Consider the following 17,406-nt stretch of genomic DNA (forward strand, 5'->3'; position numbering starts at 1 on the left):
ACGCAATGTTTTTTGTCGCCACACCGCTGTGCGGCGGTCTTCTTCTCCCTCTCCCGCACAGGCGTCTATCGAGACCCTATGCGGGAAAGAGAAGAAACTCAGCTCTTGGCTTCCGTCTCTTCGTCGGAGCGCTTCTCCTGCACGCTGTCGACAATGCCGAACGCCTTCGCCTCTTCCGCCGACATGAAGTGATCGCGGTCGAGCGTGCGCTCGATCGTTTCGTAATCTTTGCCAGAGTGGCGGACATAGATGTCGTTCAGGCGCTTCTTGACCTTGAGGATATCTTCCGCATGGCGCTGAATGTCAGACGCCTGGCCCTGGAAGCCGCCTGAGGGCTGATGGAGCATGACGCGCGCGTTGGGGAGCGCATAGCGCATGCCCGCCTCGCCGGCGCAGAGCAGCAGCGAGCCCATCGACGCCGCCTGGCCGACGCAGAGCGTCGAGACTTTCGGCTTGATGAACTGCATCGTGTCATAGATGGCGAGGCCCGCCGTCACCACGCCGCCCGGCGAGTTGATGTAGAGGGAGATTTCCTTCTTCGGATTTTCCGATTCGAGGAAAAGCAGCTGGGCGATGATGACCGAGGCCATGTGGTCCTCGACCGGCCCGGTGAGGAAGATGATCCGCTCGCGCAACAGGCGCGAATAGATGTCGAAGCCGCGCTCGCCGCGCGACGTATTTTCGATCACCTGCGGAATAAGATATTGGCTATAGACCTCGATCGGATCACGCATCGCATCGCCTTCCCTACGCGGCTCCTCGCAGGAGACCGCGCGCATTAGACCAGCCGCGAAGCATTTACCCGAACCTGCCGCACGGCCGTCTCATATGGTTTCGCCGGCGCAGGGGCCCTTCGCCGGGAATTCTTGTCCCGTCATATGCCGGAGCGCGCCGGGACGCAAACGAAGCTTCCGCTTCTCGGGTGAAGAGCGATCAGGCAAGCGCGGCGCCAAAGGGATCAACAAAAGACTTGGGGCTTGCGGACGAACGACCATCCAGCTTCGTTAGCCCATACCTCCCCTTTACGGGGAGGTCGGCGGCCGCAGGCCGCCGGGTGGGGTTACACCGCGAGAGCGGTGGGGCCTTACCCACCCGACCCCGCCTCACGGCGGGGGCGCCCTCCCCGTAAAGGGGAAAGATTCGCTCACGCCCAGGGTTTACATTACGCCTCGTCTTCTTCCTTGAAGAGCTCTTCCTTGGTCACGGTCTTGTCCGTGATCTTGATCAGCTTCGAAATATGGTCGACGACGCGCTCTTCGTAGATCGGCGCGCGCAGCTGCGCGAGCGCCTGCTCATTGTTGCGATAGAAGTCCCAGACCTGCTTTTCCTGGCCCGGGAACATGCGGACGCGCTCGACGAGGGCCTCGGTCAGATCCTTGTCCTCGACCTTCACCCCGGCGTTCTGGCCGATTTCGGCGAGAACCAGCCCGAGGCGCACGCGGCGCTCGGCGATCTTGCGGAACTCCGCGCGGGTCTCTTCCTCGGTCTTGCCTTCTTCGGCGACCGGCTGATTCGCGCGGCGGCTCTCGGCCTCGTGCTGACCCCAGATGTTGTTGAACTCCTGCTCGACCAGCGTCTCCGGCAGATCGAAGGAATAGCGGCTGTCGAGGGCGTCGAGCAGCGCGCGCTTCAGCTTGTCGCGCGAGACCTTGTGGAAGTCGGCTTCGAGATTGCTCTTCACCGCTTCCTTCATGGCGTCGAAATTCTCGAAGCCATATTTCTTGGCGAGCTCCTCGCCGATCTCGAGCGATTTCGGCGCAGCGATGGCCTTCACGGTCACGTCGAATTCGGCGTCCTTGCCGGCGAGATGCTGAGCCGAATAATCCTCCGGGAACTTGACCTTCACCTGGCGCTGTTCGCCCACTGCCGCGCCTTCGAGCTGTTCCTCGAAGCCGGGAATGAAGGTGTTGGAGCCCAGCACCAGGTCGATGTCGCCGCCCGTGCCGCCCTCGAAGGGCACGCCGTCGAGCTTGCCGGTGAAGTCGATCGTGAGCTTGTCGTCCTTCTCGGCCTTGGCGCCTTCCGCGCGCGGCTCGAACTCCTGGGCGCGGTCCGCGAGGTTTTTCAGGGCCGTGTCGATGTCCGCGTCGGCGACCTCGGCGACCGGGCGCTCGATAGAAATGTCGTCGAACGAACCGATCTCGAATTTCGGCAGCGTCTCGAAGGTCACGGTGAAGGCGAGGTCGCCCTCAGCCTCGAGCGCGCGCTCGAGCTCTTCCTGCCCGCCGGGGAAATCGAGCTTCGGCTCGACGGCGATTCGCAGCTCATGCTCCTCGACGATCTTGCGATTGGCCTCGTTGACGGCCTCCTGCAGGACGTCGCCCATGATGCCCTTGCCATAGAGCTTCTTGAGATGGGCGATCGGGGCCTTGCCGGGGCGGAATCCCTTGATCTGGGCCTTGGCCTGCATCTCGGCGAGCTGCGCGCCGAGCTTGGCGGCGAGGTCGGCCGCCGGCAGCACAACCTTGAATTCCTGCTTCAAACCCTGGGAGGAGGTTTGCGTAACTTGCATGTCGATCGCCTTCTACAACTTTAGAGCCGCCCGTGTGCGCGACGGCGGCTTGGCATAATTTCCGCGAAATTGCGGCATTTGGTGCGGGCGGAGGGAGTCGAACCCCCACGACTTTCGTCACCGGAACCTAAATCCGGCGCGTCTACCAGTTCCGCCACGCCCGCGTGAGCGGCCCCATCCGGACCCGCCGCGAAACCTGAAGCCCGCGTGCGCGGGCGCCGCTCTATAGCATGGCCGGCGCGGGATGCTTCAAAAAAATACGCATGAAAATACACATGCCGGAAGCGACGTTTTGGCCTGCGACCGCTAGAATGCATCGCCTTTCTCGATCCTCTTTTGGGAGCAAGCTCATGATCCGCGCGGCCGCCGTAACGCTGCTCTCCCTCATGTCGGCGGGATTCGCGGCTGCGACGCCCATGGAATGCGCCAAGACGTCGAGGGTCCCGGTCAAATTCATCTGCGAGGATGCGACTCTGGAAGGGCTGGACAAGGAGGAGACGCGGCTTGCCGATTTGGCCGCGAGTGGAATGGGTATGACGGCGGCGCAGAAGAAGGACCTGTCCCAGAGCCAGGCGAGCTTCCGCAAGACGCTCGCCGCCTGCAGAGACGCCAAGCCCTGCCTGCAGCGCACGCTCATCGAGCGCATTTACCGCCTGCGGCAAGCCTATGCCGATGTGCGCTCGAAGGACGCCGAGGGAACAAGCCTTGGCCCCTTCATCGCCTCCTGCCCCGGGCTGGACGGGCTCCTCGAGGTGACCTTCGTGAATGTCGCGCCCGCCCTCGCCTTCCTCTCCTGGCGCGACAGATCCGCCGTGCTGCAACAGGGCCTGGCGGCGTCGGGCGCGCGTTACACGGGCGCATTTGGAGAGGGGGAAGCGCAGTTTTGGAACAAGGGCGAGCAAGCGACGCTGGAATTGCCGGGGAGACCGCCGCTGAACTGCAAGATGCAGGAAGTCGGAGCGCCGTCGACCGCCCCTCGCTGACGCAAGAGCTACCTTCTAACTCGCAATACGCTTGCAAGGATCGCAGCCCATGCTCTCGCTCAACCGCCGCGCCTTTCTGACAAGCGTCGCCGCCAGCGTCGTCTCCCTCCCCGCGCGAGGGGCGCCGCAAGCGGGTCCGCGGGTCATCGAGGCCCGCGCCGGCAAAGCCAAGATTGGCCCGGCTGAAACGGACATCCTCGGCTTCGACGGCGTCACGCCCGGCCCCGTGCTGCGCTACAAGCAGGGCGAGGACCTCGCCGTCCGCCTCGTTAATAAGCTCGACCTCCCCGCCTCGATCCACTGGCACGGAATGCGCGGCGAGAACGCCATGGACGGCGTCGCGCCGCTGACGCAGGCCGCCGTCGCGCCAGGCGGCTCATTCGACTACCGTCGCAAGCTTACGGAGCCCGGCCTCTTCTGTTACCGCCCGAGCGTCTATGGCAAGACGCCGGAGCTGATCGGCCGCGGTCTCAAAGGCCTGCTGGTCGTGGACGAGCCGGACCCCCTGCCCGTCGATCACGATCTGCTCCTCGTCCTCGACGACTGGCGCCTCGACGCGCAGGGCAAGATCGAGGGGTCCTTCGCCGACGCCGGCGATGCGCGCGCCGTGGGGCGCCTCGGTCCGATGCTCGCCGTCAACGGCAAGGCGGCGCCCGCGACAGCCGAGTTTCAGGCAAATTCGCGTGTGCGCCTGCGGCTGGCCAATCTCGCCAACGCCAGGATCATGGTCCTGACCTTCGACGGCGTGCAGCCCTTCGTCGTCGCGATCGACAGCCAGCCATGCGAAGCCTTTGAGCCGGTGCGGCGCAGCATCCCCGTCGCGCCCGGCGCGCGATTCGAGCTCATCTTCGACATGCCGGCGACGGAAGGCGCCAAAGCGCGAGTCATCCTGCGCGGCCCCAACAATAGCGACAGCGAGATTCTCGTCGCCACGGCGAAGGGGGCGCGCGCGGAGAAGCGGGGCCTTATCTACTCCCTGCCCTCAAACCCTGCGTTGCCCGCAGAGATCAAGCTCAACAACGCCAAGAAGATCGACCTCGTGATCGAGCCCGGCCCGGAGCGCGGCCCCGGCTGGATCATCAACGGCGCCGCGACAAAGGGCTACGACGGCCCGCCGCTGTTCAGCGTGAAGCGCGGGACCCCGGTAACTCTCGGCTACGTGAATAAATCAAAGGTTCCGCTCGCCATGCATGTTCACGGCCACGCCATGCGGCTCTTGCATGATCTCGACGATGGCTGGGAGCCCTATTGGCGAAATGGCGTCATCATTCCAGCCGCCAAGACAAAGCATGTTTCCTTCATCGCCGAGGCGCCAGGCAAGTGGGCGATACACGACGACATTCTGGAACATGAGGCGGCCGGGCTGGCGACTTGGTTCGAGACTTTGTGACCGTACGTACCTGCCTGAATCTCAAGGAAAAACATCGTCCAATTGAAATAAATCAAGGCTTTTACCTTTTCTTTCAGAATTTCACCGGAGACTAGCGGCTACGATAATATGCAACTACAGGCCGCAAATCTGTAAAGACTAGCTGGTTTGCATCTCTTCCCCGCGGGCCGACAGATGCGCGCTACCCTTGGCCATCAGTCCTGCTGAGCCGAAGGCGGATAGCAACCGGGAGCAAGAAAACCAGTCGCCGCCATCTTTGGCGCAGGAGCATGTCCATGACGGAAATTATCTTCCGCGGCCCGAAGGATCCGAAAGAGTTTCCCAATTGGCGTTTCGAAACGCTGGATATCGACTACGACCGCGAAACAGCCTCGGTCTGGATGAATTATCGCGTCGACGCGCCGCAATGCTACACGCCGACCATGCTCGCAGAGCTGCTGCAGTTGCGCGATTCGCTCAGGGTCTTCGGCGCGTCTGGTCGGACCGAGGAATTTCCTTTCGGTTATCTCGTCATGACGGCAAAGCGGCCGGGCGTCTTTTCGCTGGGAGGAGACCTGGCTACATTCGCCGCGGCGATCCGGCGCCAGGATCTCGCGACCTTGGTCACCTATGCGCACGCCTGCGTCGATCTCGTCTATGGTTACTCTCAGAGCCTCGATCTGCCGATCGTCACGCTCTGCGCCGTGCAGGGACAATGCCTCGGCGGCGCGCTCGAGGCGGCGCTCGCATTCGACTTCATTATCGCCGAAGAGAATGCGACCTTCGGCCTTCCCGAAGTCGCCTTCAATACTTTCCCGGGCATGGGCGCGGTGACGATGCTCACCCGCCGTGTGGGCTCCGCCCTCACCCAACAGATCATCATGAGCGGCGAAACTTATACGGGCCGCCAGATGTTCGAGCTCGAAGTGATCGATCAGGTCACTTCGCCCGAAAACATCCGCGCGGCCGCGGTCGAATGGATGCACGATCTCGGCGGCAAAAAATGGCGACGCCGGCGGGCCATCGCCGAAGCTCGGCGCCGCAGCCACCCCGTTACCCATGACGAGCTCATCCGGATCACGGAGCTATGGGCGGAATGCTCCGCCCGTATCGAAGAACGCGACTTGCGCCATATGGAAAGACTGGTGCGCGCCCAGAACCGTTTGATCGGCGCGCGACAAAAGGCTCCTGAGGGAGAGCGAATTCTGGTATCGAGCTCTTCGTGAAGACAAGGGAACAAGGGATGAAGGCCAAAGTCTCGACCAATCCCAGATCCGCCGCGGACGCGGAAATTTACGCGGATCTCGTCGAGACTCTGTTCGACACGACGCACTCGCTCGTCACGGGCATTTTCTCGGGCGTCCTGGTTCCCGCAATCGGCTGGTTTTCAACCGGAGAAATGCCCTATCTCTGGCTGATGGCGCTGATGTCGTTGATCGGCGTCTATCGCGTTCATGTCTTGCTTTCCCATGATCGCGCGCCGATCGAGGGGCGTCGCCGGGATGCCGCGATTTGGGAGCGGCGCTACGCGGTCGGCGCGATAAGCTTTATGGTGACGCTCGGGGTCGCCACCGCAATATTGTTCAACTACCACCAAAACGAAATTGCGGCCTATTACGGCGTCATCATCATGACCGGCGTGACGGGGAATCTCGCGGCCCGCAACGCCGCGCGCCCGAATATCGTGTTCTGGCAGATGATGGGCACCTGCATGCCCCTTGCCTTCACGCTGATTTTCAATTTTTCGCCCTGGTATTGGGGCATCTCGGCGTTTCTAGGGTTCGGCGCGCTGGCGGTCTTCAAGACCACAAAATTCCTGAAGAACATCATCGTGTCGGCGCTTCGCAATGGTCGCGACGCCATGCGGCAGCGCCAGAAGTTCAGCATCGCCCTGAACTCCATGACCCATGGGCTTTGCATGGGCGACTCTTCGCTGACCATCTCGGTGATGAACCGGCGCATTGTCGAATTTTTCGGGATTGTCGCCGCCGCCACGCCGATCAGACTCGACGCGCTGGCGCACGCCATTGGCCGCACCGCCAATATGTCCCCAGCGGAGATTGACGAATTCACGGAGCTTTGGGTGCGGCACGCCGCTATGCCGCAGGCGACCGTGTTCTTGCGAAGAATCGGGGAACGCTATTTCAACTTTCACTGCGAGCGCGCCGAGGGCAACGCTTTCGTAACGGTCATTGAAGATGTGACGACCCAGCAACGGGCGCTGCGCGAAATCGAGCGCATCGCCCATTTCGACGAGCTGACCGGCCTCCCCAATCGCTATCATTTCCAGGATGCGCTCGGCGCGGACATGCTCCGCCTCGGCGTTACCGAGGAGACGGCCGTCCTGATCACCGTCGATCTCGATCGCTTCAAGGAAGTTAACGACACGCTCGGCCATATGGTCGGCGACAAGCTGCTCGCCCACGTCGGCGCGCGGCTCAGCGCTTGCGCGCCGACGCCCAATCTCGTGGCGCGGCTGGGAGGCGACGAATTCTGCGTCTTGATGCGGGCGCCGCACGAAACGTCGCAGATCGACGCAATGACCAGCCGCATCCTGAAAGAATTGAGCCGCCCCTTCCAGATCGACGGCCATCGCATCACGGTCGGCGCGACGATCGGCCTCGCGATCGCGCCGCAGGACGCCGACACCCCCATCGGCCTGCTCAAATGCGCCGATCTGGCCCTTTACGAAGCCAAATTGGAGGCTCGCGGGACTGCGGTCCGATACACCCCCAAGATGCAGGACGCCTTGCTCGAGAAGCGCGCCATCGAGGAAGAACTCCGCGAAGCGTTGGTCAAAGACGAGCTGGCGCTATTCTATCAGCCGATCGTCGATTCCCGTCGCGGCGCGATCGTCGCGATGGAGGCGCTGGTTCGCTGGCGCCATCCCCAGCGCGGCACCATCTCCCCCGGCGTCTTCATTCCGGTCGCCGAACAGACTGGCTTGATTGTCGAAATCGGCGCGTGGGTCTTGCGGCGGGCCTGCCAGGACGCGGTCGCCTGGCCGCGCCATGTCCGAGTCGCCGTCAATCTCGCGCCGAAGCAGTTCCATCAGGCGGACCTCATCGACACGATCAAGATGGCGCTCGATGAGAGCGGTCTCGACCCCGACAGGCTGGAGCTCGAAATCACCGAGTCGACACTGATCAGCAACACGGATGACATCCAGGCGAAGCTCGCCAAAATCGACGCCCTCGGCGCACGGCTGTCTCTCGACGATTTCGGCACCGGCTACAGCAGCCTGAGCTATCTGAACCGCTTCCCTGTGAAGAAGGTCAAGATCGATCAAGCCTTTTCGCGTCAGGCGATTGAGTCCCCCAAGACCCAAGCGATCATCAGCGCCATTTCGGCGCTGGCGAACGACCTCGATCTCGACCTTGTTGCGGAGGGCGTGGAAACCCAGGCTCAGCTCAGCTTCATGGCGAGCAAAAACATCTTCTTGATCCAGGGCTTCCTTTACAGCAGGCCGCGCCCGATCGAGGAGCTTGCGCCGCTCCTCGAATGCTGGAACGACGCGCCGCGGCTCGAAAGCGCCGCCTGATCATCGGCGCGCTATGTCGACGATCGGCCGCCGATCGATCGGCGGTTCGGCCATGCGCTGGGCCCGAAAAATCGCGTGGGACGCATTATAGCGCCTGTCAAATTGCGCGAGATAAGTCGAAATCCCGGTGAAGTCGGGCTGCGCGGCGACAACATCCCTTACCAGCATCAAATCATGCGCCTCGCCGGGCGAGAGGATATGCTCGCTTTCGATCAGCCGCTCTGTCTTGGAGAAGCCAATCCGGCGACCGACGGCGGCATAAAGGCCGAGAAGATCGAAGGGTTCGCCCGCAAAAGAAAATTGTGCGCCCGCCTCCGCCACGATCGCGGCGCAGTTCATGGCAAAATCAAAGTCTAGCCCACTGAGAAGCGACCGCGCCCAAGCGATCGTGATGACGGGCGTGTCGATGATCAGCTCGGCGTTGGCCGCGACCATCTCTGTGAAACCCTCAGGGGTCATCGCCGAGTCGGCGCCGCCTTCACGGAAGTCGAACACCAGAAATCTCAGCTGCGGTTGCTCGCCACAGGCGATCTCACGCAGAAGCGCAGAAATCTTGTAGACGCTGGCGCGATCGAACCCCGGCTGCGTCTTGGACAGGACGAGCGCTTCGCGCTGCCGCAGCCAATGCGTCCGAACACTGGATGAAGTATTTGAAAAAGCAGACCAATCCTTACTCGAAACAACTCTCATGACGGCCTCTACTCTAACAGTTAAGAAAAGCTTAACGCAAAGGTAGAAAAATGGCTAAGGTCAATTAACCCTCCACCGCGACTCGACGCGGATATGGTTAACGGGAGAACCGCTGTTGGATGAGGAAGGCCATGAGAACGTGCGCCAATCTCGCCGGCTCTCGTAAAGCGTCTGTCGATCTGTGGCCGAAGGTCGCAAGACAGACGCCTCGAAATTGATATATGCTAACCACGGGTTGTCGGTCGCGTTCTTCGCTCATTGGCGCAAGGTCGCGATTGTCTTATCGCCGGGACGCGCGCCCCTGGATGGCGCGCTGGTTAGACAAAGCCGCTCGGCAAAAAGAAGAAGCGGCGCAAGGTTTGTTCAAAGGGAGGAACAGAATGAAAATGCGCTTTTTCGTCGCCATGACGCTGGCGACGGTCGGTTGGGTCGCCCAGGCGCACGCGCATGGCGACGTCGGCTCCAACCAGGGCCAGTGCCTGATGAAGATCGGCCCTGACACGATGAGCTTTACGGGCTATCAGCCGCTGAAATCGCGCGAGCAATTTTGCGACGACATTCCGGACGCCGGCCCCACCATCATTACGCTCGACGCTCAGCAGGACGAGCTGCGCGACATGAACCTCGAGATGCGCGTGCTGCGCGACGTCGGCCAGAAGGACGACAACGAGAATCTCGAGGCGAACACCGAGTATTTCTCGCCGCCGAAGAAGTATAAGACCGGCACGCTGACCTTCGATCACAATTTCCAGAAGGAAGGCAAATATATCGGCATCGTGAAGGCCAAGAGCGACGACGGCACGAAGGAATATGTCGCCCGCTTCCCCTTCTCGGTCGGCCTGACCGCCACCAAGGACATCACCATCGCGGTGTTCTTCGCAGCTTTGGCCGCTGTCGGCTTTGGCCTGTGGTACAAGGCTCAGTTTGTGGACAAGAAGAAGGCGTCCTGATCGGCCGCGGGTAATTGCTGGCGTTGGCACCCCTCCTGCTTCGAGACGCCTGCTGCGCAGGCTCCTCAGCATGAGGGGCTCTTCTGCCCCGTTAAAATAATGCCACTCGGATTGAACAGCTCGCATTGGGACTTGTCATTCCCGGCGGGCTAAATGCCCGACCGGGAATCCAGAGCCACAACAGCCAGTTTTGCTCTGGATTCCCGATCGCTCTCTACGCGAGCGTCGGGAATGACACCCTGTGCCTTCGCCTTTTACGGCAGCTCCTCGATGCGACCGTCGCGTAGCGTTACGCGGCGGTCCATTTGCTCCGCCAGGTCCAGATTATGCGTCGCAATGAGCGCCGCGAGGCCCGAATGGCGGGCAAGCGTCATCAAGGTCGCGAAGACATGCTCCGCCGTCCGTGGATCGAGATTGCCAGTCGGCTCATCCGCCAGAAGCAAATGCGGCGCATTGGCGACCGCGCGCGCGATGGCGACGCGCTGCTGCTCGCCCCCCGACAACTCCGACGGTCGGTGCGACACGCGCGCCCCGAGGCGCAGATAATCCAGCAACTGCCGTGCCCGTACCTCGGCCTCCTTGCGGCCGAGGCCGTTGATCATCTGGGGCAGGACGACGTTCTCCAGCGCCGAGAACTCCGGCAGCAGATGGTGGAACTGATAAACGAAGCCGATGGTCGAGAGGCGCAGGCTGGTGCGCTCCCAATCGTTCATCTTCGACGTCGGCGCCGCATTGATCAATGTCTCCCCGCCGTCTGAGCGCTCCAGAAGCCCGGCGATGTGCAGCAGCGTCGATTTTCCCGCGCCGGAGGGCGCGACCAGCGCAACCGTCTCGCCCGGATAGATCGCCAAATCGACGTCGACGAGAATATCGAGGCGCGCGTCACCCTCGCGGTAGTGCCGCGCGATATTGCGCAATTCGAGGACGGCCTCGCTCATGGCTTCACTCTCTCGCGCTTATTCATGCCGCAGGGCTTCGATGGGATCGAGCGAGGCGGCTTTCCAGGCGGGGTAGATCGAGGCGAGAATAGCAAGAACGAGCGTCATGACGACGATCATGGTCACTTCCCGCGGATCGACGATCGCCGGCAGCCGCGACAGGAAGTAGAATTCCGCCGGGAAAAGATTGGCGTCGAAAGCCTTGTTCAGAAAGCTGCGGACGCTCTCGAGATTTTCGGCGATCAGCAATCCGAGCAAAAATCCTGCGATCGTGCCGACGACGCCGATCGAGGCGCCGATGAGAAGAAAGATCCGCAGCACCGAGCCGCGCGACGCGCCCATGGTGCGCAATATCGCTATGTCTTGCGTCTTGTCCTTCACCAGCATGGTGAGGCCGGAAATGATGTTGAAGGCCGCGACGATGACGATCAGCGTCAGGATGATGAAGAGGATGTTCTTCTCCACCTGCAGCGTATCGAAAAAGGCCTTGTTGCGCTGGCGCCAGTCGGTGACCATCATCGGCCGCCCGACCGCCTTGTCGAGCTGCGCGCGCAACTGATCCATCCGCTCGGGGTCGTCGACGAAGACCTCGACGACCGTCGCCTCCTTCTCGTGATTGAAGAAAACCTGCGCCTCGGCGAGCGGCATATAGACGAAGACATTGTCGAATTCCGACATGCCGATCGAGAAGATCGCCGCGACCGTATAGGCCTTGATGCGTGGCGCAACGCCGAAGGGCGTCTGCGCGCCCTTGGCAATCAGGAGGCTCACCTTGTCGCCGACCGTGACGCCCAGCGTCTCCGCCAGCCGCTGGCCGATGGCGACGCCCTCGCCTTTGTCGAAGCCCTCCAGCGTACCGATCTTCACATTGCCGGCGATGCCCGGAAGGCGCACGAGGTCCTTCTCGCGAATCCCGCGCACGAGGACGCCCGATTGCCCGAATTGCGTGGAAATGCCGGCTGCGCCCTCGACCATAGGAATGGCGAGCTTTACCCCCGGCACGGCCGACGCCTTGGAAGAGACCTCTTCCCAATCGGTAAATGGCGTCTCCACGGCTTGCAGAAAGGCATGGCCGTTGACGCCCATGATCTTGTCCATCAACTCGTGATGGAAGCCGTTCATCACGGAGGTGACGACGATCAGCGTCGCAACGCCGAGCATGATGCCGAGGAAAGAGAAGCCGGCGATGACAGAGACGAAGCCATCGGCGCGGCGCGCGCGCAGATAGCGCAGCGCCACCATCCATTCAAAGGACGCAAAGGCCCTTGTCCGGGAGACTGGCTGGGCGCTCTCGAAGGCTTCCGCGGTTGCTTCGCTCATGTAGCCATCCCTCAATGGCGGCGCATTGCTGGCGAGCCGGAAGGCGCGCCGCACACATCGCCTCCCGGACCGCGCGCCTTCTGGCGCGCTTCCCGGGCGCGTTAAGTTATCCCCCCGCCTGCTTGATCGCCGCGACGATGCGCGCCACGGCGTCCGCCGGCGCGAGCATTTCACGCTCGCCGGTCTTGCGGCGCTTCACTTCGACATGACCTTCGGCCAGCCCTTTCGGGCCGACGAGAATCTGCCAAGGCAGGCCGATCAGATCGAGCGTGGCGAATTTCGCGCCCGGACGTTCGTCGCGATCGTCGTGCAGCACGTCGAGCCCGGCGTTTTCGAGCTGCTGGACCAGCTCGCCGCAGACCTTGCCGGTCCCAGCGTCGCCGACCTTGAGATCGGCCACGCCGACATGGAAGGGCGCCACGGTCTCCGGCCACACGATGCCGGCCCCGTCATGGCCGGCTTCGATGATGGCGGCGACGAGACGCGACGGGCCGATGCCATAGGACCCCATTTGCACGACGACCTCCCTGCCGTCGGGGCCGTTCACCACAGCCTTCATGGGTTCCGAATATTTGGTTCCGAAGTAGAAAATATGGCCGACTTCGATTCCGCGCGCGGAAAGTTTCGCGTCCTCGGGCACCGCCGCGAAAGCCTCGGCGTCGTGCATCTCGCTGGTCGCGGCGTAGCGGCTGGTCCAGTCGTCCACGATCCCCTGCAGCGCCGCGGCGTCGTCGAAATCGACATTGGCGGACGGCGGCGCGTAGGAGAGAAAGTCCTTGTGGCAGAAAACCTCGCTCTCGCCCGTCTCAGCGAGGATGATGAATTCGTGCGAGAGATTGCCGCCGATCGGGCCGGTCTCCGCCTTCATGGGGATGGCGGTGAGCCCCATGCGCGCGAAGGTGCGGAGGTACGCCACGAACATTTTATTGTAGGAGTGGCGGGCGCCCTCGGCGGTGAGGTCGAAGGAATAGGCGTCCTTCATCAGGAATTCGCGCGAGCGCATGACGCCGAAGCGCGGGCGCACCTCGTCGCGGAACTTCCACTGGATATGATAGAGATTGAGCGGGAGATCCTTATAGGAGCGCACATAGGCGCGGAAAACCTCCGTGATCATCTCCTCATTGGTCGGGCCGAAGAGCATTTCGCGCTCGTGACGATCGTTGATGCGCAGCATCTCCTTGCCATAGGCGTCGTAGCGGCCGGATTCGCGCCAGAGGTCCGCCGACTGGATCGTCGGCATGAGCAGCTCGACGGCGCCGGCGCGATTCTGCTCCTCGCGGATGATGCGGGTGATGTTGTTCAGAACTTTGAGGCCCAGCGGCAGCCAGGCGTAGATGCCGGCGGATTCCTGCCGGATCATGCCCGCCCGCAGCATCAGCCGGTGCGAGACGATCTCGGCTTCTTTCGGAGTCTCGCGCAGGATGGGCAGGAAATAACGGGACAGGCGCATGGGGGCTTCCAATGAGACGATTCGAGGAGAGAGAGCATAGCGACGGCTCCCGGGCGGTTGAAGCGCGCGCCGGCGGAAAAGGCAAGCTTTCCGGCGCCGGTCTTTCTTTCCGGGCGCCGCGGCGCCATGTCGGGAGCATGAAGGGGAGGAAGGAATGGCTGAAAACTTTGCCGTGCGCGACAACCCGGCCGAGAGCCGCTTCGAGCTGGATCTCGACGGGTCGATGGCGTTCGCGGAATATACGCTCGACGACGGGATGATGACCTTCACCCACACGGAAACGCCCCCTGCCCTGCAGGGCCGCGGCGCGGCGTCGAAGCTGATCCACGGGGCGCTGTTGGCGGCGCGGGCGCGCGGGCTGAAGGTGCGGGCGACTTGTTCTTTTGTTGTGGCTTATTTGGAGCGGCATCGGGAGTTTGCGGATTTGCGGCCCTCATCTGACCCTCGCTGACGCGAGGGCCACCTTCTCCCGCAGGCGGGCGAAGGTTAGAATCCTTCGGAGATGATCGCGAATATTGCAACGCGACTCCTTCTCCCGCGAGCGGGAGAAGGTGGCCCCGCGAAGCGGGGTCGGATGAGGGCCCGGCCACCACATGCGCGACCACACGCCAAAAGCCCGCGTCACCCAAGCCCGCCGCCTGCGTCGCAACATGACCCTCGCCGAAGACATGCTCTGGCGTTGCTTACGTGGCCGAGGCTTCGAGGGGCTGAAATTCCGCCGGCAGGTCCCGATCGGCCCTTACATTGCAGACTTCGCCTGTCTGGAGCGCCGGTTCATCATCGAGCTTGACGGCCGGCCGCATGAGGAGCCCGAGCAGCGGGCGCATGATCACCGGCGTGACGCGTGGCTTCTCGCGAATGGATGGCGGGTGCTGCGGTTGGATAATGAGCGGGTGATCGGGGGCGCGGCGCTCAACGATATTGCTTTGTGGATGCGGCCGCCCTCATCCGACCCTCGCTGACGCGAGGGCCACCTTCTCCCGCGCGCGGGAGAAGGAGAGAACACCGAGGTTTCGGAACCACCGGAAATGATCCCAAATATAGCAACGCGACTCCTTCTCCCGCTTGCGGGAGAAGGTGGCCCCTGCGTCAGCAGGGGTCGGATGAGGGCCTCCCCTCACCCTTCCGCCTCGGCCGCCAGCTCCAGCCACTGCTCCTCGGCGACAGCCAGCGCCTTCGCCAGCTCCTCGCGCTGAGCCGCGAGCTTCGCCGCCTCCTGCGGATTGCGCGAGAACGCGTCGGGCGCGGCGAGCGTCTCGTCGACGCGCCCGAGAAGCTGGGTGAATTTCTCGACCTTCGCCTCCGCCTCCGCCAGCTTGCGGCGATAGAACCCCGCGTCGCGGCGCTTGGGAGCCGTCTCGGCCGCCTGCGCCGGAGCCGCCTCGCGTTTGGGCTCCTCCGCCTTGGTCTTCGACAACACCTGCTTGGCGTAGTCGTCCATATCGCCGTCGAAAGGCTTCACCGTCCCATCGGCGACGAGCCACAGCCGGTCGGCGCAGGCCTCCAGCAGATAGCGGTCGTGCGAGACCAGCACCACCGCCCCCTCATAGTCGTTGATCGCCTCGATCAGCGCGGCGCGACTGTCGATGTCGAGATGGTTCGTCGGCTCGTCGAGAATGAGAAGATGCGGCGCGTTGAACGCCGTGACACCCATGAGCAGGCGGGCCTTTTCGCCGCCCGAGAGATGCGCGACCTTAGTGTCGGCGCGCGCGCCCGAAAAACCCGTCTGCGCCGCCCGCGCCCGCACCCGCGCCTCGGGGGCGTCGGGCATCAGCCGCGAGAAGACGAGATAGGGCGTATCGTTCTCGTTGAGATCGTCGACCTGATGCTGGGCGAAGAAGCCCGCCTCCAGCTTCGCCGCGCGGACCATATTGCCGGCCATGGGCGATAGCCGCCCACCGAGCAGCTTGGCGAAGGTCGATTTGCCGTTGCCGTTCGCGCCCAGGAGGCCGATGCGGTCGTCGTTGGAGATGGAGAGCGTCAGGCGCGAGAGCACCACGCGCTCCTCATAACCGACAGAGACCCTCTCCAGCGCGATGATCGGCGGCGACAAAGGCTTTTCGGGCGACGGAAGATAGATCGGCAATACGCTGTCGTCGACGATCGCGGCGACCGGCTCCATCCTCTCCAGCATTTTGAGCCGCGACTGCGCCTGGCGCGCCTTGGTCGCCTTGGCGCGGAAGCGGTCGACAAATTCCTGCAGATGCTTGCGCTGCTCTTCCTGCTTCTTGGCGCCTTTTGCGGCGAGCAGCGCCGCCTCGCGCCGCTGTTTCTCGAAGGAAGAGTAATTGCCCTTGTAGAGCGTCAGCCTGCCCCGCTCGAGATGCAGAATATGCGTCGCCACATCATCGAGCAGATCGCGGTCATGGCTGATGACCAGCACGCTTGCCGGATAGCGGGCGAGGTAATCGACGAGCCAGAGCGTTCCTTCGAGATCGAGATAGTTGGTCGGCTCGTCGAGCAGCAGCAGGTCGGGCGCGGAGAAGAGCACGGCCGCAAGCGCCACGCGCATGCGCCAACCGCCGGAGAACTCCGAAAGCGGCCGCTGCTGGGCTTCGGCGTCGAAGCCGAGACCGTGAAGAATCGCCGCCGCCCGCGCCGGGGCGGAATGCGCGTCTATGTCGGCAAGGCGGGTCTGGATCTCGGCGATGTCATGCCCGTCATGGGCGGTCTCGGCGCGGGCGAGAAGCTCGGCGCGCTCGACGTCGGCCGCCAGCACGAAGTCGATGAGCCGGGTCGGCCCGCCAGGCGCCTCCTGCTCGACGCGGCCGAGCCGCGTGCGCGCCGGCAGGGCGATATTGCCCGATTCGGCGGCAATCTCCCCGGCGATGAGGCGGAACAGCGTGGTCTTACCGGCGCCGTTGCGGCCGACAAAGCCGGCGCGCGCGCGGCCGGGCAGAAAGACGCCCGCCTTGTCGAAGAGCAGCCGGTCGCCGAGGCGGTAGGTGAGATCATTGATGGTGAGCATGGCCGAGAGCCCAGTAACAGGCTCGGACGGGCGCGCCTAGAGGATTCCGAAACAGCCCTTAGGCGCAGCCGGCATGGCAATTGCTTTTTCAATTTTCGCAAGATGAAAACAAGGGGGCCCAAGGCGCGCATCAACCTGAGATGAAAGGCGTTAGGTCATGCACCCGGACATGGAAGCCTATCTTTGGATCACTGTGAAAGCCTTCGGCTTTGCGCTCCTCGGCATTTACGCCACGCGCATCGCGCTTCATGCCTATGATGTTCTGAGATGGGGCATCTGAGCCTCAGGCGCTCCTCCTTGACGCGCACTGAGGGGCGCGAGGCGTATCGGCGACGAGCCTCTCGGTTATCTACAGATCGCGCATCATCGAGGCTTGTCTTGCGCGCCGCGCCCCTCTATACAGCCCTCGCTGCGCCGCCTGAGCGGCGCAAGGCCCGCGCCCATCGTCTAGAGGCCTAGGACGTCGCCCTTTCACGGCGAAAACAGGGGTTCGAATCCCCTTGGGCGCGCCAAATCTACCCCCCTTCTCTGGATACATCTGCGAACGCCAATCCGCTGCAGCGGCCTCTTTTCGCTCGAGATAGGCATTTTCGGCCGGGCGACTGCGCCCGAGAAACACCCCAAGCAGCCATACGGTGTGCATTTGCTTCCCTTGCCGAGCGTATGCCCTAGCTCTATGCGGGGC

At 63.0% G+C, this 17,406-nt stretch carries 15 protein-coding genes and 2 tRNA genes; 9 read left to right on the plus strand and 8 right to left on the minus strand.

The features are described 5' to 3' along the window. Positions 1 to 98 precede the first annotated feature (98 nt). From clpP to OGR47_RS10625, 3 genes are all read right to left on the minus strand, one after another. Complete coding sequence (gene clpP, locus OGR47_RS10615; protein WP_165048917.1) at positions 99 to 734, minus strand: ATP-dependent Clp endopeptidase proteolytic subunit ClpP; 636 nt, start codon at positions 732 to 734, stop codon at positions 99 to 101. Between the two features lie 428 nt (positions 735 to 1,162). After that, positions 1,163 to 2,512 carry a trigger factor gene (gene tig, locus OGR47_RS10620; RefSeq protein ID WP_165048920.1) on the minus strand — a complete coding sequence of 450 codons (1,350 nt, stop codon included), beginning with the start codon at positions 2,510 to 2,512 and terminating at the stop codon, positions 1,163 to 1,165. A gap of 79 nt (positions 2,513 to 2,591) precedes the next feature. Further along, positions 2,592 to 2,676, minus strand: a tRNA-Leu gene (locus OGR47_RS10625). 186 nt (positions 2,677 to 2,862) lie between these two features. Between OGR47_RS10625 and OGR47_RS10630 the strand changes: the two genes are divergently transcribed. From OGR47_RS10630 to OGR47_RS10645, 4 genes are all read left to right on the plus strand, one after another. Further along, complete coding sequence (locus tag OGR47_RS10630; protein ID WP_165048922.1) at positions 2,863 to 3,495, plus strand: MliC family protein; 633 nt, start codon at positions 2,863 to 2,865, stop codon at positions 3,493 to 3,495. A gap of 49 nt (positions 3,496 to 3,544) precedes the next feature. Then, complete coding sequence (locus OGR47_RS10635) at positions 3,545 to 4,885, plus strand: multicopper oxidase family protein (RefSeq protein ID WP_165048924.1); 1,341 nt, start codon at positions 3,545 to 3,547, stop codon at positions 4,883 to 4,885. A gap of 275 nt (positions 4,886 to 5,160) precedes the next feature. Then, positions 5,161 to 6,090, plus strand: a complete 930-nt coding sequence (locus tag OGR47_RS10640; protein ID WP_165048926.1) for a crotonase/enoyl-CoA hydratase family protein — start codon at positions 5,161 to 5,163, stop codon at positions 6,088 to 6,090. Positions 6,091 to 6,107: 17 nt separating this feature from the next. Further along, positions 6,108 to 8,405: a putative bifunctional diguanylate cyclase/phosphodiesterase gene (locus OGR47_RS10645; RefSeq protein WP_165048928.1), complete on the plus strand. Its 2,298-nt coding sequence runs from the start codon at positions 6,108 to 6,110 to the stop codon at positions 8,403 to 8,405. Here the strand turns inward: OGR47_RS10645 and OGR47_RS10650 are convergent, their stop codons facing one another. Next, entirely contained in the window at positions 8,406 to 9,095 is a 690-nt protein-coding gene (locus OGR47_RS10650; RefSeq protein WP_165048930.1) for an enoyl-CoA hydratase, read from the minus strand. A 380-nt stretch (positions 9,096 to 9,475) separates the two neighbouring features. On the opposite strand from OGR47_RS10650, the gene OGR47_RS10655 reads away from it, so the two are divergent. Then, positions 9,476 to 10,045: a hypothetical protein gene (locus OGR47_RS10655; protein ID WP_165048932.1), complete on the plus strand. Its 570-nt coding sequence runs from the start codon at positions 9,476 to 9,478 to the stop codon at positions 10,043 to 10,045. A 254-nt stretch (positions 10,046 to 10,299) separates the two neighbouring features. Here the strand turns inward: OGR47_RS10655 and OGR47_RS10660 are convergent, their stop codons facing one another. The 3 genes from OGR47_RS10660 to proS all read right to left on the minus strand — a co-directional run bounded on the left by OGR47_RS10660 (position 10,300) and on the right by proS (position 13,753). Continuing rightward, positions 10,300 to 10,983: an ABC transporter ATP-binding protein gene (locus OGR47_RS10660; RefSeq protein WP_165048934.1), complete on the minus strand. Its 684-nt coding sequence runs from the start codon at positions 10,981 to 10,983 to the stop codon at positions 10,300 to 10,302. Positions 10,984 to 11,001: 18 nt separating this feature from the next. After that, positions 11,002 to 12,303 carry a lipoprotein-releasing ABC transporter permease subunit gene (locus OGR47_RS10665; protein ID WP_165048936.1) on the minus strand — a complete coding sequence of 434 codons (1,302 nt, stop codon included), beginning with the start codon at positions 12,301 to 12,303 and terminating at the stop codon, positions 11,002 to 11,004. Between the two features lie 106 nt (positions 12,304 to 12,409). Next, positions 12,410 to 13,753 carry a proline--tRNA ligase gene (gene proS / locus OGR47_RS10670; protein ID WP_165048938.1) on the minus strand — a complete coding sequence of 448 codons (1,344 nt, stop codon included), beginning with the start codon at positions 13,751 to 13,753 and terminating at the stop codon, positions 12,410 to 12,412. A 154-nt stretch (positions 13,754 to 13,907) separates the two neighbouring features. On the opposite strand from proS, the gene OGR47_RS10675 reads away from it, so the two are divergent. Then, complete coding sequence (locus OGR47_RS10675) at positions 13,908 to 14,204, plus strand: GNAT family N-acetyltransferase (protein WP_165048940.1); 297 nt, start codon at positions 13,908 to 13,910, stop codon at positions 14,202 to 14,204. Positions 14,205 to 14,346: 142 nt separating this feature from the next. Then, positions 14,347 to 14,715 carry an endonuclease domain-containing protein gene (locus OGR47_RS10680; RefSeq protein ID WP_165048942.1) on the plus strand — a complete coding sequence of 123 codons (369 nt, stop codon included), beginning with the start codon at positions 14,347 to 14,349 and terminating at the stop codon, positions 14,713 to 14,715. Between the two features lie 155 nt (positions 14,716 to 14,870). Here the strand turns inward: OGR47_RS10680 and OGR47_RS10685 are convergent, their stop codons facing one another. Next, positions 14,871 to 16,721: an ABC-F family ATP-binding cassette domain-containing protein gene (locus tag OGR47_RS10685; protein WP_165048944.1), complete on the minus strand. Its 1,851-nt coding sequence runs from the start codon at positions 16,719 to 16,721 to the stop codon at positions 14,871 to 14,873. A 157-nt stretch (positions 16,722 to 16,878) separates the two neighbouring features. On the opposite strand from OGR47_RS10685, the gene OGR47_RS10690 reads away from it, so the two are divergent. Together OGR47_RS10690 and OGR47_RS10695 are read left to right on the plus strand one after the other, a co-directional pair. After that, positions 16,879 to 17,001 carry a hypothetical protein gene (locus OGR47_RS10690; RefSeq protein ID WP_256367614.1) on the plus strand — a complete coding sequence of 41 codons (123 nt, stop codon included), beginning with the start codon at positions 16,879 to 16,881 and terminating at the stop codon, positions 16,999 to 17,001. Between the two features lie 156 nt (positions 17,002 to 17,157). Then, positions 17,158 to 17,233 (plus strand) — tRNA-Glu (locus tag OGR47_RS10695). Positions 17,234 to 17,406 lie beyond the last annotated feature (173 nt).

Origin of the sequence: Methylocystis sp. MJC1, assembly GCF_026427715.1 — a bacterium.
Lineage (GTDB): Bacteria > Pseudomonadota > Alphaproteobacteria > Rhizobiales > Beijerinckiaceae > Methylocystis.

Bases quoted from the DNA above. Each gene is read 5' to 3' on its own strand.
- clpP (WP_165048917.1), bottom strand. From the start codon at position 734: ATGCGTGATCCGATCGAGGTCTATAGCCAATATCTTATTCCGCAGGTG.
- tig (WP_165048920.1), bottom strand. From the start codon at position 2,512: ATGCAAGTTACGCAAACCTCCTCCCAGGGTTTGAAGCAGGAATTCAAG.
- OGR47_RS10630 (WP_165048922.1), top strand. From the start codon at position 2,863: ATGATCCGCGCGGCCGCCGTAACGCTGCTCTCCCTCATGTCGGCGGGA.
- OGR47_RS10635 (WP_165048924.1), top strand. From the start codon at position 3,545: ATGCTCTCGCTCAACCGCCGCGCCTTTCTGACAAGCGTCGCCGCCAGC.
- OGR47_RS10640 (WP_165048926.1), top strand. From the start codon at position 5,161: ATGACGGAAATTATCTTCCGCGGCCCGAAGGATCCGAAAGAGTTTCCC.
- OGR47_RS10645 (WP_165048928.1), top strand. From the start codon at position 6,108: ATGAAGGCCAAAGTCTCGACCAATCCCAGATCCGCCGCGGACGCGGAA.
- OGR47_RS10650 (WP_165048930.1), bottom strand. From the start codon at position 9,095: ATGAGAGTTGTTTCGAGTAAGGATTGGTCTGCTTTTTCAAATACTTCA.
- OGR47_RS10655 (WP_165048932.1), top strand. From the start codon at position 9,476: ATGAAAATGCGCTTTTTCGTCGCCATGACGCTGGCGACGGTCGGTTGG.
- OGR47_RS10660 (WP_165048934.1), bottom strand. From the start codon at position 10,983: ATGAGCGAGGCCGTCCTCGAATTGCGCAATATCGCGCGGCACTACCGC.
- OGR47_RS10665 (WP_165048936.1), bottom strand. From the start codon at position 12,303: ATGAGCGAAGCAACCGCGGAAGCCTTCGAGAGCGCCCAGCCAGTCTCC.
- proS (WP_165048938.1), bottom strand. From the start codon at position 13,753: ATGCGCCTGTCCCGTTATTTCCTGCCCATCCTGCGCGAGACTCCGAAA.
- OGR47_RS10675 (WP_165048940.1), top strand. From the start codon at position 13,908: ATGGCTGAAAACTTTGCCGTGCGCGACAACCCGGCCGAGAGCCGCTTC.
- OGR47_RS10680 (WP_165048942.1), top strand. From the start codon at position 14,347: ATGCGCGACCACACGCCAAAAGCCCGCGTCACCCAAGCCCGCCGCCTG.
- OGR47_RS10685 (WP_165048944.1), bottom strand. From the start codon at position 16,721: ATGCTCACCATCAATGATCTCACCTACCGCCTCGGCGACCGGCTGCTC.
- OGR47_RS10690 (WP_256367614.1), top strand. From the start codon at position 16,879: ATGCACCCGGACATGGAAGCCTATCTTTGGATCACTGTGAAAGCCTTC.